This is a genomic window from Variovorax sp. 278MFTsu5.1 (assembly GCF_048305045.1).
In the GTDB taxonomy this organism is placed as follows: Bacteria; Pseudomonadota; Gammaproteobacteria; order Burkholderiales; family Burkholderiaceae_C; genus Variovorax; species Variovorax guangxiensis.
The window spans coordinates 546,584-565,857 of record NZ_CP157622.1 but is presented as its reverse complement, the minus strand read 5'-3'; the positions used below and the strand labels follow the sequence as shown (position 1 = coordinate 565,857).

12 protein-coding genes are annotated in these 19,274 nt (G+C 68.4%); 9 read left to right on the top strand and 3 right to left on the bottom strand.

All coding sequences use genetic code 11. The features are described from left to right. Positions 1-46: 46 nt before the first annotated feature. Complete coding sequence (gene uvrA / locus ABL844_RS02500) at positions 47-3,130, top strand: excinuclease ABC subunit UvrA (protein WP_418130387.1); 3,084 nt, start codon at positions 47-49, stop codon at positions 3,128-3,130. A gap of 49 nt (positions 3,131-3,179) precedes the next feature. Further along, positions 3,180-4,070: a DMT family transporter gene (locus tag ABL844_RS02495; protein ID WP_184640180.1), complete on the top strand. Its 891-nt coding sequence runs from the start codon at positions 3,180-3,182 to the stop codon at positions 4,068-4,070. A 15-nt stretch (positions 4,071-4,085) separates the two neighbouring features. Here ABL844_RS02495 and ABL844_RS02490 read toward each other — a convergent pair whose 3' ends face one another. Genes ABL844_RS02490 through ABL844_RS02480 form a run of 3 tightly spaced genes read right to left on the bottom strand, consistent with a single transcriptional unit; the run spans position 4,086 to position 8,136 of the window. After that, positions 4,086-4,841 carry a GntR family transcriptional regulator gene (locus tag ABL844_RS02490; RefSeq protein WP_126022303.1) on the bottom strand — a complete coding sequence of 252 codons (756 nt, stop codon included), beginning with the start codon at positions 4,839-4,841 and terminating at the stop codon, positions 4,086-4,088. Further along, positions 4,838-6,607 carry a glycerol-3-phosphate dehydrogenase/oxidase gene (locus tag ABL844_RS02485; protein WP_418118841.1) on the bottom strand — a complete coding sequence of 590 codons (1,770 nt, stop codon included), beginning with the start codon at positions 6,605-6,607 and terminating at the stop codon, positions 4,838-4,840. Before ABL844_RS02485 ends, ABL844_RS02490 begins: the two co-directional genes overlap by 4 nt. Next, the gene (locus tag ABL844_RS02480; RefSeq protein WP_418130386.1) at positions 6,604-8,136 is read right to left on the bottom strand and encodes an FGGY family carbohydrate kinase; all 1,533 of its coding nucleotides are present in this window, start codon (positions 8,134-8,136) and stop codon (positions 6,604-6,606) included. Before ABL844_RS02480 ends, ABL844_RS02485 begins: the two co-directional genes overlap by 4 nt. 180 nt (positions 8,137-8,316) lie before the next feature. Between ABL844_RS02480 and ABL844_RS02475 the strand changes: the two genes are divergently transcribed. From ABL844_RS02475 to atpE, 7 genes are all read left to right on the top strand, one after another. Beyond that, positions 8,317-9,363: a substrate-binding domain-containing protein gene (locus ABL844_RS02475; RefSeq protein ID WP_418130385.1), complete on the top strand. Its 1,047-nt coding sequence runs from the start codon at positions 8,317-8,319 to the stop codon at positions 9,361-9,363. Further along, a complete protein-coding gene (locus ABL844_RS02470; protein ID WP_418130384.1) occupies positions 9,360-10,883 on the top strand; it encodes a sugar ABC transporter ATP-binding protein in 1,524 nt (507 codons plus the stop codon). Before ABL844_RS02475 ends, ABL844_RS02470 begins: the two co-directional genes overlap by 4 nt. Beyond that, positions 10,880-11,920: an ABC transporter permease gene (locus ABL844_RS02465; protein WP_126022307.1), complete on the top strand. Its 1,041-nt coding sequence runs from the start codon at positions 10,880-10,882 to the stop codon at positions 11,918-11,920. The genes ABL844_RS02470 and ABL844_RS02465 overlap by 4 nt, the downstream gene beginning before the upstream one ends. Next, on the top strand, positions 11,917-12,930 hold the full coding sequence (locus ABL844_RS02460; protein ID WP_418130383.1) for an aldo/keto reductase: 1,014 nt from the start codon (positions 11,917-11,919) through the stop codon (positions 12,928-12,930). Before ABL844_RS02465 ends, ABL844_RS02460 begins: the two co-directional genes overlap by 4 nt. Positions 12,931-12,981: 51 nt before the next feature. Then, positions 12,982-13,833 carry a class I fructose-bisphosphate aldolase gene (locus ABL844_RS02455; protein WP_369659920.1) on the top strand — a complete coding sequence of 284 codons (852 nt, stop codon included), beginning with the start codon at positions 12,982-12,984 and terminating at the stop codon, positions 13,831-13,833. 227 nt (positions 13,834-14,060) lie between these two features. Next, complete coding sequence (locus ABL844_RS02450) at positions 14,061-18,767, top strand: RICIN domain-containing protein (RefSeq protein WP_418130382.1); 4,707 nt, start codon at positions 14,061-14,063, stop codon at positions 18,765-18,767. A 262-nt stretch (positions 18,768-19,029) separates the two neighbouring features. Continuing rightward, positions 19,030-19,269, top strand: coding sequence for a F0F1 ATP synthase subunit C (gene atpE / locus ABL844_RS02445; RefSeq protein ID WP_012745530.1), 240 nt, complete (start codon positions 19,030-19,032; stop codon positions 19,267-19,269). The last annotated feature ends 5 nt before the right edge of the window (positions 19,270-19,274 follow it).

Sequence of the window (19,274 nt, the reverse complement as noted above, 5' to 3'; positions counted from 1 at the left end):
CGTCGGCGGTCTATCATGTCCGGTTGCCCTCGGACGATCGCCTCCCTTGAATTCAAAAGCCACAGCCCACACCGCAGCCGACGCGGAAAGCGCTCGCGACGCTGAACTCGAACGAAACACCTACCTCGGCGCGGTGCTGGCGCAGCAGCGCATCAGCATCCGGGGTGCGCGCACGCACAACCTGAAGAACGTCGATCTCGACATCCCGCGCAACAAGCTGGTGGTCATCACCGGCCTGTCTGGCTCGGGCAAGTCGAGCCTGGCCTTCGACACGCTCTATGCCGAAGGGCAGCGGCGCTACGTCGAGAGCCTGTCGGCCTATGCGCGGCAGTTCCTGCAGCTCATGGACAAGCCCGACGTCGACGTGATCGAGGGCCTCTCGCCCGCGATCAGCATCGAGCAGAAGGCCACCAGCCACAACCCGCGCTCCACCGTGGGCACGGTGACCGAGATCCACGACTACCTGCGCCTGCTGTACGCGCGCGCCGGCACGCCCTACTGCCCCGACCATCACCTGCCCTTGCAGGCGCAGACCGTGTCGCAGATGGTCGATGCGGTGCTGGCGATTCCCGACGAGCCGCGCCTGATGATCCTGGCGCCCGTGGCGCGCGAGAAGAAGGGCGAGTTCGTCGAGCTCTTCGCCGAGATGCAGGCCTCCGGTTACGTGCGCTTCCGCGTCGACGGGCAGATCTACGAATACAACGACCTGCCCAAGCTCAAGAAGACCGAGAAGCACGACATCGACGTCGTCATCGACCGCCTTCGCGCGCGCCCCGACATGCAGCAGCGCCTGGCCGAGAGCTTCGAGGCCGCGCTGCGCCTGGCCGAGAGCCGCGCCATCGCGCTGGAGTTGGGCGCCGAGGGAGCGCCCGACAGGGAGCACCTGTTCAACGCCAAGTTCGCCTGCCCGATCTGCCACTACTCGCTGTCGGAGCTGGAGCCGCGCCTGTTCTCGTTCAACTCGCCCGTGGGCGCATGCCCGACCTGCGACGGCCTGGGCAGCCGCGAGGTGTTCGATCCGGCGCGCGTGGTGGCGTTTCCGTCGCTGTCGCTGGCCAGCGGCGCCATCAAGGGCTGGGACCGCCGCAACGGCTACTACTTCAGCATGATCGAGAGCGTCGCCAGGCACTACAAGTTCGACGTCGACGCGCCCTTCGAATCGCTGCCGGCCTCGGTGCAGCAGGTGCTGCTGCACGGCTCGGCGGCCGAGGAGATCAAGTTCAACTACACCATGGAGTCGGGCAACTTCGCGGGCAAGAAGCTCACGAAGAAGCATCCCTTCGAAGGGATCATCCCGAACATGACGCGACGCTACCGCGAGACCGACTCGGTGATGGTGCGCGAGGACCTCGCCCGCTTCCGCAACATGCAGCCCTGCCCCGACTGCGGCGGCTCGCGCCTTCGCCCCGAGGCGCGCAACGTTTTCCTGGTCGACGAGAGCGGCGCGGACAACGGCGCCGAGCGCCCGCGCATGGCGATCTTCGAGCTCAGCCGCCTCACGCTGCGCGACTCCCTCGACTGGTTCCAGAAGCTCGAGCTGCGCGGCGCCAGGGCAGAGATCGCCGACAAGGTGGTGCGCGAGATCGGCCTGCGCCTGAAGTTCCTCAACGACGTGGGCCTGAACTACCTGAGCCTCGACCGCAGCGCCGAGACGCTGTCGGGCGGCGAGGCGCAGCGCATCCGGCTCGCCTCGCAGATCGGCTCGGGCCTCACCGGCGTGATGTACGTGCTCGACGAGCCCAGCATCGGCCTGCACCAGCGCGACAACGACCGCCTGATCGGCACGCTGAAACACCTGCGCGACATCGGCAACAGCGTGATCGTGGTCGAGCACGACGAGGACATGATCCACGCCGCCGACCACGTGATCGACATGGGCCCCGGCGCCGGCGTGCACGGCGGGCGCGTGATGGCGCAGGGCACGTACGCCGAGGTCTCGTCCAACCCCGACTCGCTCACCGGCCAGTACCTCTCGGGCGCTCGCAGGATCGAGGTGCCGAAGCATCGGACCGCATGGCTGCCGTCGACGAAGCAGCCCGCCTTTCATGAAGGCAAGAAGCCCCCTCGCTTTCCGCCGAGCCCCGCCGCCGAGCGCCGCGCCGCGCGCGAGGCCGCGCATCTCGCCACGCAGACCGACCTGCAGGAAATCCGCGTGGTCGGCGCCACGGGCAACAACCTGAAGAACGTGAGCGTCGCCTTCCCCGTCGGCCTGCTGACCTGCGTGACGGGCGTGTCGGGCTCGGGCAAGTCCACGCTTGTGAACGACACGCTCTACACGTCGGTGGCGCGCACGCTCTACCGCGCGCACGAGGAGCCGGCGGCGCACGAGTCGGTGGAAGGCATCGAGTACTTCGACAAGGTCATCAACGTCGACCAGAGCCCCATCGGCCGGACGCCGCGCAGCAATCCGGCCACCTACACGGGCCTGTTCACGCCCATCCGCGAACTCATGGCCGAGACCAACACCGCGCGCGAGCGCGGCTACGGCCCGGGCCGCTTCAGCTTCAACGTGGCGGGCGGGCGCTGCGAGTCCTGCCAGGGCGACGGCGTGGTCAAGGTCGAAATGCACTTCCTGCCCGACGTGTACGTGCCCTGCGAGGTCTGCCACGGCCAGCGCTACAACCGCGAGACGCTGGAAGTGCTCTACAAGGGCAAGAACATCGCGCAGATCCTGGAGATGACGGTCGAGGCCGCGCACGACTTCCTGAAGGCCGTGCCCACCATCGAGCGCAAGCTGCGCACCCTGCTCGACGTGGGCCTGAGCTACATCAAGCTGGGCCAGTCGGCCACCACGCTCTCAGGCGGCGAAGCACAGCGCGTGAAGCTCGCGCTGGAACTCAGCAAGCGCGACACCGGCCGCACCCTCTACATCCTCGACGAGCCGACCACCGGCCTGCACTTCGCCGACATCGAGCTGCTGCTGAAGGTACTGCACCAGCTGCGCGACGCGGGCAACACCATCGTCGTCATCGAGCACAACCTCGACGTCATCAAGACCGCCGACTGGCTCATCGACATGGGCCCCGAAGGCGGCGCCGGCGGCGGCACGGTGGTGGGCCAGGGCACGCCGGAGGAGATCGCGGCGAACGAGGCGAGCCATACGGGGCGGTATCTGAAGCGGCTGCTGTAGCCGGGCCGCTCCCTGCACGAATGGCCGGGCCGCGCCACAATCGCGCCCCATGCCCTCCTTCACCCCGCGCCAGTTCATCATCCTCGTTCTCCTGACCCTCGCCTGGGGTTTCAACTGGCCGGTGATGAAGCTCGGCGTGGCCGACTATCCGCCGCTGGGTTTCCGCGCGATCTCGATCTGGCTCGGGCTGCCGGTGCTGGCCGTCGCGCTGGTGTGGCTCAAGGTGCCGTTCCGCGTGCCTCGCAGCGCATGGCCCGAACTGGTGTGGCTGGGCGCCACCAACATGTTCGTCTGGCACGCCTGCATCATCCTCGCGGTGAAGGCGCTCTCGGGCGGGCGCGCGGCGATCCTGGGCTACACGATGCCGGTGTTTTCCGCCGTCATCGGTGCGCTGCTCTTCTCTGCGGCGCTCACGCGGCGCGCATGGCTGGGCGTGGGCGCCTGCGCGATCGGCGTGGGCCTGCTGCTGTGGCACGAGCTCACGAACCTCTCGGGCCGGCCCGGCTACGTGGCCCTGGCACTAGTGGCCGCAGCCACATGGGCGCTGGGCACGCAGCTTCTGCGCCACACGCGCATCGGCCTGCCTACGCTCACGCTTTCGTTCTGGATGACGGCGATGACTGCGGTGGTGATGACGGTGCTGTCGCTGCTGTTCGAGCGCGACCAGCTCTACTGGCCCAACGACGTGACGTGGGCTTCCATCGGCTACAACGCGGTGCTCATCTTCGGCTTCGCGCACGCCGCATGGTTCTACCTCGCGCGCGGCCTGCCACCCATCGCTTCGACGCTGAGCGTGATGTTCATTCCGGTGCTCGGCGTGTTCAGCGGCGCGGTGTGGCTGGGCGAGGTCGTGCACTGGCAGGACTGGGTGGCGGTCGCGCTGATGGTGGTCGCCATCGCCTCGGTGCTCTGGCCCTCGCGCAGCGCGGCGAAGGCCTGAGCGCGCCTTCTTTTTTCAGGTCGTCGTCTGCACGTGCAGGCGGCTGGTCTTGCAGCGGTGCAGCGCGCGGTAGTGCTCCAGCGGCCTGCCGTTGGCGCCGTAGGCGATCGACTCGATGCGCAGCAGCGGCTCCGGCTGCGGCAGGTTGAGCAGCTCGCAGGTATCGGCATCGGGCAGCACGGCGTCGATCCAGCGTTCGGCGCGCACCAGGCGCAGCCCGTACTGGCGGCGCAGCACGTCGTAGAGCGAGCGGTCGTCCAGGCGCGTGCGGTGCAGGCCGGGCGCGAGGTCGGCGGGCACCACGGTTTCGACCAGCAGGCGCAGTTCGCCGTCGACGCTGCGCAGGCGCTTGAGCGCCACCACCTGCGTGTCGTCGGTCAGGCCGAGCGAGGCGGCTTCCTGCTCGGTGGGCGCGCGCAGCTCCTGCGTGAGGATCTGCGTGCGCACCGAGCGGCCCTTGCGCTCCATCTCGTCGGAGAAGCCGAGCACGGTGGAAACGAAGTCTTCGTCGCGCTCGCGCGCCGACACGAAGGCGCCGCGGCCCTTGATCTTGTAGATGAGGTTGTTGCGCACCAGGTCGGCCAGCGCCTCGCGCACCACGATGCGCGAGATGCCGAACTGTTCGCCCAGCTCGGCCTCGGACGGCAGCTTGGCGCCGATGGGCAGCACGCCCTGCAGGATCTGCATGCGAAGCGCGTCGCGGAACTGGGCCCACAGCGGGGACTCGGAGTCGCGGTCGAGCACGGTCGAAATTTCGGTCGGAGAGTTCACGTCGAAGCTTGGCCCAGGGCCTGAGGAGTCATCAATGATGCATCGAAAGATGCGGGCGCATCCGCGGCCACCGGCGAAAGCCGCACGCCGTGGCGTTCGCGCAGGGCGGTGGCACAGGCCTGCAGCTCCGCGTGCTGCTGCGCGGCGTCCCAGCCCAGCGCATCGGCGGCGATGCCTGCGATCTCGGCGAGCGCGGCATCGGTGACCAGCCCGCGGATGGCCAGCAGCGTGCGGCGGATCACGAGGTCGTCGAGATGCACCACGCCGGTCTCGAGGCAGAGGTACGAAAGCTCGGCCACCGAATAGCCCGGCGCGTGGCGCAGCGGCATGTCGCCCGATGCGGCGAGGCGCTGCGCCAGCGGCAGGGCCTTCGATCCGTAGCGCTTCAGCAGCACCTGCGCGCGCGTGCGGCTCATGCCCGAGGCGGCGACCAGGCGATCGAGAAAACGCTCGACGGCCTGCGCATCCACCGGCAGCTCGGCGCCGCCGCCGATGGGCAGCATGTCGGTCGAGGCTGTGCGGGGACGGCCAAGTTGCTTCAGCACTTCATTGACCGCCTCTTCCGCGAGCGCGCGGAAGGTCGTCCACTTGCCGCCGACCAGGCCGACCACCGGAATGTCGCGCGTGGCGCTGGGCGGATCGAGCACCACCGAATGGTCGCGCGAGATCTGCCCCGGCTTGTCGGCGTCGGAGCGCGCAAGGGGCCGCACGCCGACGTAGGTGTAGACCACGTCGCCACGTCCGAAGCGCAGGTTGGGGAACACCTCGGCCAGCACTTCGAGCAGGTAGTCGACCTCCTCGGGCTCGGTCTCGATCCTGTCGGGGTCGTCCACCGGGATGTCGGTGGAGCCCACGAGCACGCGGTCGAGAAAGGGATAGACGATGCACACGCGCCCGTCCACCGCCTCGAAGTAGGCCATGCGGCCCTGCAGCGCATCGCGCAGCGCGGGATGGTCGAGCACGAGGTGCGAGCCCTTGGTGCCCATCACGCGCGGGCCGGCGCCGCCGAGCACCGCGGTGCTGCGGTCCAGCCACGCGCCGCTGGCGTTGACCACGGTGTCGGCCGTCACGCGCACCAGCGCGCCGGTGATCTCGTCGCGCAGCGTGATGATGTTGCCCGCGCAGCCCATCACGCGGCAGTAGTTGGCCGCGGCCGAGCGCGGCTGGTCGCGGCAGGCGTCGCCGATGAGTTCGAGGATGAGCCACTCGGGGTGGCTGATCCATGCGTCGAAGAAGGTGGCCGTCCAGCGCACCGCGGAGCGGAACAGGCTGCGGTCGCCCGGCGGCACGCGGCTGATGCGGTGATTGGGCATCACGCGCTGTCGGCGGCCCAGCAGGTCGTACAGGCGCAGGCCCGCAGCCACCGCCAGCAGGCCGCGCGTGCGCTGCGGCGGCGTACGGCCGAAGAACTTGAGCGCGCTGCTCATGAGGCCGCCGAAGAAGCTCGACAGCGGCACCACCGTCTTCAGCGGCTGCACCAGGTGCGGCGCGTTGCGCAGCAGCAGGTTGCGCTCGCGCGTGGCCTCGGCCACCAGCGAGAAGCTGCCGTTCTCCAGGTAGCGCAGGCCACCGTGGATCATGCGCGAGGGCGCGCTGCTGGCGCCCGCGCTGAAGTCGCCCTTGTCGACGATGAGGCAGTCCACGCGCTGCAGGCACAGGTCGCGGAACACGCCCACGCCGTTGATGCCGGCACCGATGATGACGGTGGAGAAATGACGGTCCGCGAGCGATGCAGGGCGCACGAAGGGCAGTTGCCACGCGCTCATCGGGAGACCTCCGCGCCGCGCGCTGCGGTGCTGTCGGCGACGGCCGTCACGCCGCCCGCCAGATGGGAAAACACAGGAGACATGGTGTCGATCAGTTCGTTGAAGCCGGCGTTGAAGTCGGCATGGGCGCGCGCCTGGGCGGCGTCGGGTTCGACGGTGTCGCAGGGCGCGAGCAAGGCGCTGCCCTGCTCCGCGCGGTCGATGCCCTGCGACATGGCGGCATGGATGGCGGCGCCGCGCGCGCCGGTCTCATCGTCGGCGCAGCGCTCGACCGGGTGGCCGAGCAGGCCTGCGAGCAAACGCACGAGGCGCGTGTCGCTCGCGCCGCCGCCGAGCACGGTGCACGCGGACACCGGCAGTCCGCAGGCCGCGAGCCGCCTGAGGTGGCGCGCATGCAGTGCAGCGACCGCATCGACCACCGCGCGCGCCATGTCGCCGCGCGTGTGATGGCTCTTGAGACCGACGAAGCCCGCCGTCACTCCGCCACCGCCGTTGACGAAAGGCAGGAAGCGCAGGCCGCCCGCGCCGAGCGGCACCGACATCGCGAGGTCGACCACCGCGCGCGCATCGGGCAGGCCCAGCACGCCGGCCAGCCAGGCGATGTTGGCCATCGACGAGGGGCTGTTCTCCATGTAGAGCCGCTTGTCCTCGCGGCCGAAATTCACGACGGCGGCCACCGCGGGCTTGGGCTCGATCACCGGCCCGATGACGGCGTTCACGCACCAGGTGCCGAAGACCGACACCGCGCGCGAACGCCCTTCGGCGCAGATCGCGGTCATCGATGCAAGCAGGTCGATGGCGCCCATCGCCACCGGAATGCCCGCTGGCAGGCCGCACAGCGCGGCTTCGGAAGGCCGCAGCCTGCCGAGGAGTTCGCCGCTGGGCACCAGCGGACCGAAGACGCGAGGGCCGAGATCGGCGATGCCCGAAGCATCGAAGGCCGCCTGCGACCACGTGCCCGTCGCGATCGACACCAGCCCGGCCGTGCTCGCATCGCTGGCATCGGTGGAGATCTCGCCGGTCAGCAGGAAGCCGAGGTAGTCCTTCGCGAACAGCAGCCGGCGCACCGCGCCGCGCTGCACGGCGTCGGTGCCCAGCAGCTCGGCCGCGATCACGGTGGGCTGGCCGGGCCAGGGCTGGCAGCCCACGTCGGCGAAGAGCGCCGGGCCGTGGCTCAGAGCGAGCGAGCGGGCGCGCGCGTCGGCGCGCTGGTCGGTGGAGGCGATGGCGCGTCCGCCCACGAGCTCGTTGCGTGCATCGAGCGCGTAGAGCCCCGCGCCGTGGCCGGTGCAGCCGATGGCGCGGACCTCCGACACGCGGTCTCCGAGTTGATGGGCGACGTCGCGCAGGACGTGGGTCAGCGCGGCGCGGATCGCCGAGGCCCCCACTTCGCATCCCCCTCCGGGCAGCCGGTCGTGCGGCAATGGCATTCGTGACAGGGCGACGCTGCGGCCACTCCCGGCTTCCAGGGCCAGGGCTTTCAGGCTGCTCGACCCCATGTCGATGCCGATCAGTATGTTTGGCTTCATGTCATAACAGCTTCGGCTGAATAAAAGCGGCCTGCCAGTAGCGTTTCCCCTAGTTATCCCTTCAAATGGCCAGCGCGTACATTCTAGCCTGTCATAACAACTGATGTGACAACAAGGTTCCGAGAGCTGCCCTGAAAAGCGGCATCCACAAGCTGTGCACCCAACGTGAGGAGACAAAGAATGAGGCGTAATTTCCTGAAGTCCGCCGCCGCAGCCGGCATCGGCCTGGCCGGCGCGAGCGCGTTCGCGCAGCAGCAGGCGGCTGCCCCCGCGGCCGGCGGCGGCCTGCGCGGCAACCCCAGCGACGTCTACGTGATGAACGTGATGGTGTCGGGGGTCGAGTACTGGTTTCCGGTCTACGAAATGATGAAGCAGCTCGGCCGCACGCTGGGCGTGAAGACGCGCTACACCGGCACGCCCGAGTACGACGTGAACAAGCAGCTGGCGTCCTTCGAGCAGGAACTGGCGCGCAAGCCCGCGGGCATCCTGCTGCACCCGATGAACCCCGACCCGTTCATCGAGCCGATCAACCGCGCGGCGGCGATGGGCATCCCCGTCGTCACCTTCGCGGCCGACTCGCCCAACTCCAAGCGCACCTCCTTCGTCACCTCCGACAACGACCGCGAGGGCAACCAGGCGGCCGACGCCATCGCTGCATCGCTGGGCGGCAAGGGCGAATACGCGGTGCTGGAGAACCCGGGCCAGGACAACCACGACCGCCGCATCGCCGCCTTCGTCAACCGCATGAAGACGAAGCACCCCGGCATGAAGCTGGTGGGCCGCGCCGCCAGCAACCAGGACCCGAACAAGGCCTACCAGGCGGTGCTGAGCCTCGCGCAGGCCAACCCGAACCTGGGCGCCCTCTTCATGCCCGAGGCCAACTCGGCCCTCGGCGCGGCGCAGGCCAAGGTGGAGACCAAGAAGAACATCAAGGTGATGTGCTGCGACGTGAACGCCAAGATCCTCGACATGATCAAGTCGGGCGACGTGTTCGGCGCCATCAACCCCAACCAGGGCATGCAGGGCTACATGGGCATGATGATGCTGTTCCTGGCCAAGAACCCCGGCCTCATCGACCCGATGAACGACGCCAAGCGCAACGGCACCAACCCGATGGCCGTGCCCTTCCTGGACAACGGGCTGTCGGTGGTCAGCAAGGCCAACGCAGACGACTTCTACTGGGACAAGTACCTCGCCCGCCGCGGCACCAAGGGAATCGGCGAGTGAACGCAGTGGGCGCATTGCTCGAACTGCGCGGCATCAGCAAGCGCTTCGGCGCTTCGCGCGCGCTCACGGGCGTGGACTTCTCGCTGCGCCGCCGCGAGATCCACGCCCTTTGCGGCGAGAACGGCGCGGGCAAGTCCACGCTGATGAACATCATCGACGGCATCCACCAGCCGGACGAAGGCACCATCTCGCTGGACGGCCAGGCGGTTGTCATCGACGGCCCCGCGCATGCGATGCGCCTGGGCATCGGGCTGGTGCACCAGGAGATCGCCCTGTGCGGCGACGCCACGGTGGCCGAGAACATCTTCATGCCGGAGATCAACGCCGGCAGGAGCGCGTGGATGAACTACGCGAACCTCAACGAACGCGCCGCCAGGGTGCTCCAGCGGCTGGGGCAGGACGTCGATCCCGCCGCGCTGGTGAAGGACCTGAGCATCTCCACGCAGCAGCTCATCGAGATCGCGAAGGCGCTCACGCTCGACTGCAAGGTGCTGATCCTCGACGAGCCCACCGCCGCGCTCACCGACAACGAATCGGCCGCGCTCTTCAGGGTGCTGCACGACCTCAAGGCGCAGGGCATCGGCATCATCTACATCAGCCACCGCATGGCGGAGATCTTCGCGAACTGCGACAGCGTCACGGTGCTGCGCGACGGCCGCAACGTACACACGGGCCCGCTGGCCGAGCTCGACGCCGACGGCCTGGTGCGCCGCATGGTCGGGCGCGACCTGGGCAACTACTACCCGCCCAAGCAGGAAGAACCCGCATCGGGCGAGCACGTGCTCGAGGTGACGGACATCGCCGACGGCGAACGCGTGCACGGCGTGTCGTTCAGGCTGAAGCGCGGCGAGATCCTCGGCATCGCGGGCCTCATGGGCGCCGGCCGCAGCGAGCTCGCCGAGACCATCTGCGGCCTGCGCACGGCGCGCGGCGGCAGCGTGCGGCTGCGCGGCAGGCCGCTCGCCATCCGCAAGTACAGCGACGCGCTGCGCGAAGGCATCGCCTACCTCAGCGAAGACCGCAAGGCGGCGGGCGTGTACCTCGATCTGCCCATCGCGCAGAACATCGCATCGATGGCGCTCGCGCGCGTCAGCTCGCGCTTCGGCCTGCTGCAGCGCGCGGCCGAGCACAAGCTGGCCGTGAGCCTCGGCGCGCGGCTCAAGCTCAAGTCGGACGGCGTGGACATCGACGTGGCCAGCCTCTCCGGCGGCAACCAGCAGAAGGTGGCCATCGCCAAGCTGCTGGCCACCAATCCCTCGGTGCTGCTGATGGACGAGCCCACGCGCGGCGTGGACGTGGGCGCCAAGTCGGAGATCCACCACATCCTGCGCGACCTGGCCAGCCAGGGCGTGGGCGTGATCGTGATCTCCTCGGAGCTGCCCGAGATCATCGGCCTGTGCGACCGCGCGCTGGTGATCCGCGACGGCCGGCTCGCCGGCGAGGTGCAAGACAAGGACATGACGGAAGAGGCCCTGCTGCGGCTGGCCTCGGGACTTTGCGAAGAGGAAACGACAGCATGAACTACCCAGCACAACTGGACGCGGGAGCCGCCGGCCTTGCGCCACGACAGACGACCGAGGGAGGAGGAAAGGGAGGCCCCGTGAAACCCGCCAGCAAGCTCGCCAGCATGCGCGAGCTGGGCCTGTTGATCATCATCGCGGCGCTGTGCGTGGGCATGAGCTTCGCGTCGCCCTACTTCCTCACCTGGGACAACGTGCGCGCGATGCTGCTGTCGTTCTCCATCGAGGGCATCGTGGTGGTGGGCATGACCATCCTGCTGATCGTGGGCGGCATCGACCTCTCGGTGGGCTCGGTGGTGTGCTTCGCGATGGTGGTCACCGGCAAGCTCTTCCTCATGGGCTTCGATCCGTGGACGGCGGGGCTCATCGCCATCGCGGCCAGCGCCATGATCGGCGCGATGATCGGCGGCTGCGTCACGCGCATCGGCCTGAACCACTTCATCGCCTCGCTGGCCTTCATGGTGATCGTGCGCGGCCTGTGCCTGGCGCTCACGCAGGGCACGCCGCAGTCGCTGTTCTCGCTGCCGGCGGAGTTCAAGTTCATCGGCCAGGGCACGCTCTTCGGCGTTCCGGCGGTGATCCTGATCTTCCTGGCCATCGTGGTGGTGAGCGATTTCGTGCTTCGCCGTTCCTCGCTGCTGCGCCGCGTGTTCTACACCGGCAGCAACGAGAAGGCCGCGCTTTACTCCGGCATCCGCGTGGGCCACGTCAAGTTCTGGGTCACGGTGCTGTGCGCGGCATCGGCCGGGCTCGCGGGCGTGATCTACACCGCGCGCTTCGGCGCCGCCACGCCCACCTTCGGCGTGGGCATGGAGCTCAACGTGATCGCAGCCGCGGTGATCGGCGGCGCCAGCCTGAAGGGCGGCTCGGGCACGGTGCTCGGCGCGGTGCTGGGCCTGGCGCTGCTGTCGGTGGTGACCAGCTCGCTGATCCTGCTGGACGTGTCGCCCTACTGGCAGGACGTGATCAAGGGCCTGATCCTGCTCGCGGCCGTGACCATCGACCACCTCATGAACACGAGAAAGACCAAGCGATGAGCAACAGCAGCACCATCAACGCATCGGACATGAAGAAGACCGTTCTCGGCCCCTCGGGCATCGAGTGCTCGGCCATCGGCCTGGGCACCTGGGCCATGGGCGGATGGATGTGGGGCGGCGGCGACAACGCGGCCGCCGTGCTCGCAATACAGGCCTCGCTGGACGCGGGCGTGAACCTGATCGACACCGCGCCGGCCTACGGCCTGGGCCGCTCCGAGACCATCGTCGGCACCGCGCTCAAGGGCCGCCGCCACGAGGCGGTGATCGCCACCAAGTGCGGGCTGGTGTGGCACACCCAACAGGGAACGCACTTCTTCGAAGAAGACGGCCACCCGGTGTACCGCTACCTCGGGCGCGAGTCGATCATCCATGAGGCCGAAGAGAGCCTGAAGCGCCTGCAGACCGACTACATCGACCTCTACATCACGCACTGGCAGGACGCCACGACGCCCGTGGCCGAGACCATGGACGCGCTGCTCGAGCTCAAGAAGCAGGGAAAGATCCGCGCCATCGGCGTGAGCAACGTGAGCCCCGAGACGCTGGCCGAGTACCTTCGCTACGGCCCCGTCGACGCGGCGCAGGAGCGCTACAGCCTGATTGACCGCGAGATCGAGCAGACGCTGGTGCCGCTGTGCACCGAGCACGACGTGGCGGTGCTGGGCTACTCCTCGCTCGCGCTGGGCCTGCTCGCCGGCCCCATCGACCCGGAGCGCAAGTTCACCGGCGACGACCAGCGCGCCACCAACCCGCGCTTCAGCGCGCAGAACCGCGCGAAGCTCGCGGCCTTCTTCGAGGAACTGGAGCCGCTGCGCAGGCAGCTCGAATGCTCCTTCGGCCAGCTCATGATCGCGTGGACGCTGGCGCGCGGCAGCGTGTCGGTCGCGCTGTGCGGCGCGCGCGCCAGCAAGCAGGCCATCGAGAACGCGGGCGCCGGCTCGGTGCGCCTGCACGACGCTGCGCTGCAGCTGATCGACAGCGCAGCGAGCAGGCACCTGGGCTCGCTCGGCTGAGCCCTTCTCCCTCTTTTCTGTCACACACCAACAAGCAAGGACTCTTTTCGTATGTCGAAGGACAAGACCGCACGCCTGAACCGGCTGCTCAACAACGGGCGCTGCCTGGACATCGCGCTCGACCATGGCGTGTGCAACGAGCCCAGCTTCCTCGACGGGCTGGAAGACATGCCCTCGGTGATGGAGCGTCTGCTGGCCGCCGGCCCCGACGCGATCCAGCTCAACTACGGCCAGTCCGACCTGCTGCAGGACCGCCCGGGCCGCGACAAGCCCGCCCTCGTGATGCGCATCGACATGGGCAACCCCTACAACGCCACGCGGCATCGCGTGATGTGGGCGGTGCTGCAGAACGAGCACGACCCGGTGCTGCCGGCGGTGCAGCAGGACGCCGCCTGCGTGGTGGTCAACCTCTTCATGCTGCCCGACGAACCCGACCTGTTCCGCCAGTGCGTGCAGAACATCGCCCGCGTGCGCGCCGACTGCGACCGCTACGGCATGCCGCTGATGATCGAGCCGCTGGTGATGCAGGCGCCCTCCGCCGGCAGCCGCTACTCGGTGGACGGCGACGCCGAGAAGATCGTCACGCTCGTGCGCCTGGCGCGCGACATGGGCGCCGACATCGTCAAGGCCGACCCCACCACCGACCCCAGGGACTTCCACCGCGTGGTGCAGGCCGCGCGCTGCCCCGTGCTCGTGCGCGGCGGCGGGCGCGAGGACCTGCAGCAGGTGTTCGCGCGCTCGCGCGTGCTGATGGACGAAGGCGCCGTCGGCATGGTGTACGGGCGCAACGTCTACCAGCACGGCAATCCGTCGGCGGTGGTGGACGCGCTGATGGCCATGATCCACCGGGGCGCCAGCGCCAAGGAGGCATGGGACATCTACGAATCGGGTGGCGCGAAATGACATGACGAAGACGCGCCCTCTTTAGGAGGAAGAAAAGAAGGAAGAGAGCTCACGGCGGGCGACGGATGCGTCGCCCGCCGGGGTGCGTCCTGCGCGCGCATTTTCCTGCCACGCGCGCAGGCGGGCAAGGAAGAGACGAGAGAGACAACGAGACAAGACAAACACGGAGTTAGCTGGCCAAGAAGAAAACGGTTCCCCTGCGGACTTCAAACAACCTGGAGGCGACGATGAAAATCCGGTATTACTTGATGGCGTTCCTGCTGCCGTTCGTCACGCTGTTGACGCACGCGGCAATCACCGGGGTCAGTCCGATGACGACCCTGAACAACATGGCGACGGCAGTGGCCGAAGCCGTGGCCGACCCGCTGCCGCTGCAGGGGCCGGGCCTGGGCAATCTCACCTACACATCGGCCGAGCTGTTCAAGCCGGTCTCGATGATCACCAGCGCCGCGCACCCGCTCGACCCCGCGCACAGCAGCGCCTATGAGTCGCGCGAGGTGCCCGCCACCTACCCGGGCCGCAAGGACTACGGCATGAACGCCGGCATCATGGTCAACGGCTACTTCCTGACCTCCTTCGCGCCGGACAGCGGCCTCGGCCCGGGCGGCTTCCTGCTGTACGACATCTCGAACCCGCGGCAGATCAAGCTCGTGAAGAAGATCTACGAGCCCGAAGGCCGCACGCAGGAGTTCCGCGAGACCCACTCCTTCGGCACCGCGAAGATCGGCGGCAAGACGTACGTGGTGCTGCCCAGCATCAACGGCGTGGAGTTCTGGGACTTCACCGACGTCAACGACATCAAGCAGGTCAAGAAGCTCGCGCTGCCCGGCGTCAACGGCGGCGACTACGAGAACGTGGCCTGGCAGCTCTGGTGGCAGGCACCCTACCTGTACGTGGCCTCGGCCGGCCGCGGCATCTTCATCGTCGATGCCACCGACCCCGCGAACGCCGTGGTGGCGAACCGCGGCGCAGGCAAGCCGAACCCGGTGCCCACCGGGGAACTCGGCGGCTTTCGCATCGGCCCGATCTTCACGATGGGCAACCACATGGTGCTGACCTCGATGGACAACACCGCGGGCTTCTCCAGCCTCGACATATCCGACCCGCTGAACCCCAAGGTGCTGGACACCGTGGGCTCCAACCCCAACTACTACGCCACCTGCTTCGATGGCAAGACGCTGCATGCCTCGGCGCGCGGCGGCGGGGCGAAGATGTACAGCTACGACCTGAGCGACCGCTCCAACTTCGTGGCCGAGGACAACCGCCTCGTCATCGACGAGCAGCTCTATTGCGCCACGCAGGACAACTACGTCATCCAGGGTGCGCAGACCTACATCCACAAGGTCGACGTGAGCAATCCGCTGAACCACGTCGAGGTGGGCCGCGGCAGCATCCTGCGCGAGGACGACCCGAATTTCTCGCACTCCGACAACGGGCAGGTCGCCGCCTTCGGCAACCTGATCTTCGTGGGCAACGACCACGGCTCGGGCAGCGGCTTCGTCGTGCACCAGGTCGACCCCGACACCACCAAGCCGGAGGTGCGGCAGGTCTCGCCCGCCAACAACGCCAAGCAGCAGGCGCTGACCTCGCGCATCGGCCTGGGCATGAGCGACAGCATCCTGCCCGAGAGCGTGAACTCCAACACCTTCATCGTGCGGCCAGTGGGCGGCAACACGCTGGCGGGCACCTACAGCGTGCAGTTGGGCATCATCAACTTCCACCCCGCGCAGCCGCTGCAGCCGGGCACCAGCTATGAAGTGTTCCTGCCGGCCAACGGCGTGAAGGACTATGCGGGCAACGCCATCGGCGCGGACTACAAGTCGGTGTTCCACACCGGCAATGCCGCCGAGATCGGCCTGATGCACTACTGGACGCTGGCGGGCAACCTCTCCGACCAGATCGGCGCCAACAACGGCACGCCCGCCACCGGCGACGCCTTCGAGAGCATCGGCCTGAACTTCGCGAACCGCACCGCCGGCGTGACGCTCAAGAGCGACACCGTGGCCACCGTGCTCGGCGGCAGCGCCTCGGTGAGCTTCTACATGAAGACCACGCAGACCGGCGGCGGCAATTCCTGGACGGCGCCCGGCATCTTCGGCCGCGACCAGGCCTCCGGCACCGACGACGTGTTCTGGGGTTGGCTCGACAACGGCGGGCGCATCAAGCTCTCGGTGGGCAACGACGGCGGCACCACCTCCACGGCGGCGGTGAACGACGGCACCTGGCACCACGTCGTGATGACGCGCGACGCAGCCTCCGGGGCGCAGGCCGTGTACGTCGACGGAGCCAAGACCACATCCACCGGCCCCACAGGCAACAAGGGCCTGTCGAACAAGTTCGCGCTGCTGGGCCAGATCCAGGGCAACGCGGCGCTCTTCAAGGGCACGCTGGCGGAAGTGCGCGTCTACGGCCGCGTGCTCAGCGACACCGACGTGAGCACGCTGCGCAGCCAGGCCATCATCGGCGACCCCGGCATCGGCGGCGGGCCCAAGCTGGTCAACGGCCAGCTGGTGTTCAACCCGGCCACGCTGGGCAGCAGCGGCGCGCAGTACCGCTGGAACTTCGGCGACGGCACGCAGACCGCCTACTCGAACCAGCCGAACTACACCTACACCTACACGCGCCCCGGCCACTTCACCGTGACGCTGACGGTGAAGGACGCCAACGGCCGCGAGACCTTCTACACCTACAACCTCACGGTGATCATGCCGGTGACGGCGAAGGCGCCCACGCACACCACCAACATCGCGGGCGACGCTAACTCGGTGTACTCGGTCAACCCCGACAGCGGCACGGTCGCCGCCATCGACTCGCAGAGCCTGGTCAAGCGCTGGGAAGTGCGCGTGGGCGACGAACCGAAGACGCTGGCCGTCGGCCCCGACGGGCGCATCTGGGTCGCGGTGCAGGGCGAGGACAAGCTGGTGGTGCTCAACGCCGCCGACGGCAGCCTCTCGGCCACCGTGCCGCTGGCCTACGGCAGCGGCCCCTACGGCGTGGCCTTCACGCCCGACGGCACGAAGGGCCTGCTGACGATGGAGAGCAAGTCGGTGCTGATGAGCTTCAACCCGAGCACCGGCGCCACCACCGGCGCGGTCGCGCTCGACGGCGCGCTGCGCGGCATCGCGGTCGAGTCGGGCTCTCAGGTGGCCTACGTCACGCGCTTCAAGTCGAAGATGACGGGCGGCCAGCTGCACAAGGTGAACCTGCAGAGCATGAGCGCCATGAGCACCATCGCGCTGCCGGTCGACACCACCACCATCGACACCGAGAACCGTGCGCGCGGCGTGGCCAACTACCTGAGCCAGGTGGTGATCTCGCCCGACGGCGCGCGCGCCGTGCTGCCCTCGAAGAAGGACAACATCGTGCGCGGCAAATTCCGCGACGGCAACAACCTGGTGCACGACCAGACGGTGCGCTCCATCCTGTCGCAGGTCAACCTGCAGACGGCGGCGGAGGAGTTCGGCGAGCAGATCGACTTCGACGACCGGGCGCCGGCACGCGCGGCGCTCTTCTCTCCCTCGGGCGACTACCTGTTCGTCGCGCAGATGGAAGGCAACCGCGTCGCCATCGTCGATCCGTACAGCCGCGCGGTGCGCGGCGAGATCAACGCCAGCAGCGCGCCGCACGGCCTGTACCTCGACACGGTGCGCAAGCGCCTGTTCGTCAACAACTTCCTGGCGCGCTCGGTGACGGTGCACGACGTGGCGACGGTGCTGTCGTCGGAGACCAACGTGCCGACCTTCCTGCAGACCGTGTCGACGGTGGCGGCGGAGCCCATGTCGCCGGCCGCGCTGCGCGGCAAGCAGGTGTTCTACAACGCGTCGGATCGCCGCATGAGCAAGGACAACTACATCTCCTGCGCGAGCTGCCATGCGGACGGCGGCGACGACGGCATGGTGTGGGACTTCACCCAGCGCGGCGAAGGCCTGCGCCGCACCATCAGCCTGCAGGGCCGGCGCGGCCTGGGCCACGGCAAGCTGCACTGGACGGCCAACTTCGACGAGGTGCAGGATTTCGAAAACGACATCCGCAACGAGTTCGGCGGCACCGGCTTCCTGACCAACGCGGACTTCGCGGCCACTTCCGACCCGCTGGGCGCGCCCAAGGCCGGCAAGAGCGCGCAGCTCGACGACCTGGCGGCCTACCTGACCTCGCTGACCAAGTACATGCGCAGCCCGGCGCGTGCGGCGGACGGCAGCCTCAGCGTGGACGCGGCGCGCGGCCAGACCGTGTTCAACACGGCCCAGTGCGCGACCTGCCACACCGGCGCCACCTTCCGCGACGGCGTGCGGCACGACGTGGGCACGATCCAGGCCTCCTCGGGCAAGGGCATGAACCAGCCGCTGGCGGGCGTGGGCTTCGACACGCCGACCCTGCTGGGCACGTGGAACACCACCGCGTTCTTCCACAACGGCCAGGCGGCCACGCTGCAGGACGTTCTCACCGGCGGCCACGGCAACGCCTCCAGCCTGCCGGCCAACGACGTGGTGGCGCTGCGCGAGTACGTGCGCTCGCTCGACAACGACCCGACGCCCGTGGTCACGCGCATCCGCTCCAACCACAGCAACCTGTGCGTGAACGTCAAGGGCGCGGCGACCACGAGCGGCACGACGGTGGTGCAGTGGCCGTGCGGCAACGCCGGCAACGAGCGCTTCACCGTGACGCAGCTCGGCGGCGGCTTCGTGCAGTTCAAGGCGGAGCACAGCGGCCTGTGCCTCGCGCAGAGCGGCACCGCGACGACCAATGCGCCCGTGGTTCAACTGGCTTGCACGGCTGGCGACACGACGCAGTGGAGCCTGGTCGGCGCGGCCCTGCGCAACCGGGCCTCGGGTTCGTGCCTGGACGTGCCGAACAATGCGACCGCGCAGGACACGGCGCTGATCACCTGGACCTGCAACGGCGGCAACAACCAGAACTGGACACAGCTGCAGTAACTAGGCAAACCCCCAGGCTTCGCGCACTTCGTGTCGCTGCGCCAACCCCCTTGCAGGGGGCAACACCTGCGGCCCGGCGAAGCCGGTTCCGCGGTGTTTTGCGAAGGAGCCGCCCGTTCTCACGGGCGGCTTTTTTGTTTGTGCCTCGGCACCTGCTCCATGACCTCACACGTCATGGACCGTGCGCAGCCGCTCTGGGAAAGTACGTCCATCGAGGAAGCGATCAGTGCCTCGATTCACCAACCTACCAGGAGAAAACACCATGACCGGCTTCAACATCCTTCCCCTCGCAGTGGCCCTGCTGATCGGCGTCGCCGCCCTCGGCTCCTGCCTCGGCATCGGACTGGTCGGGCAGAAGTTCCTGGAGAGCACGGCGCGCCAGCCCGAGCTGGTCGACACGCTTCAGACCAAGTTCTTCCTGGTGGCGGGCGTGACCGACGGGGCGTTCATCATCGCGACCGGCATCGGCCTGTGGTTCGCGACGGCCAATCCCTTCGGCTGAGCGGG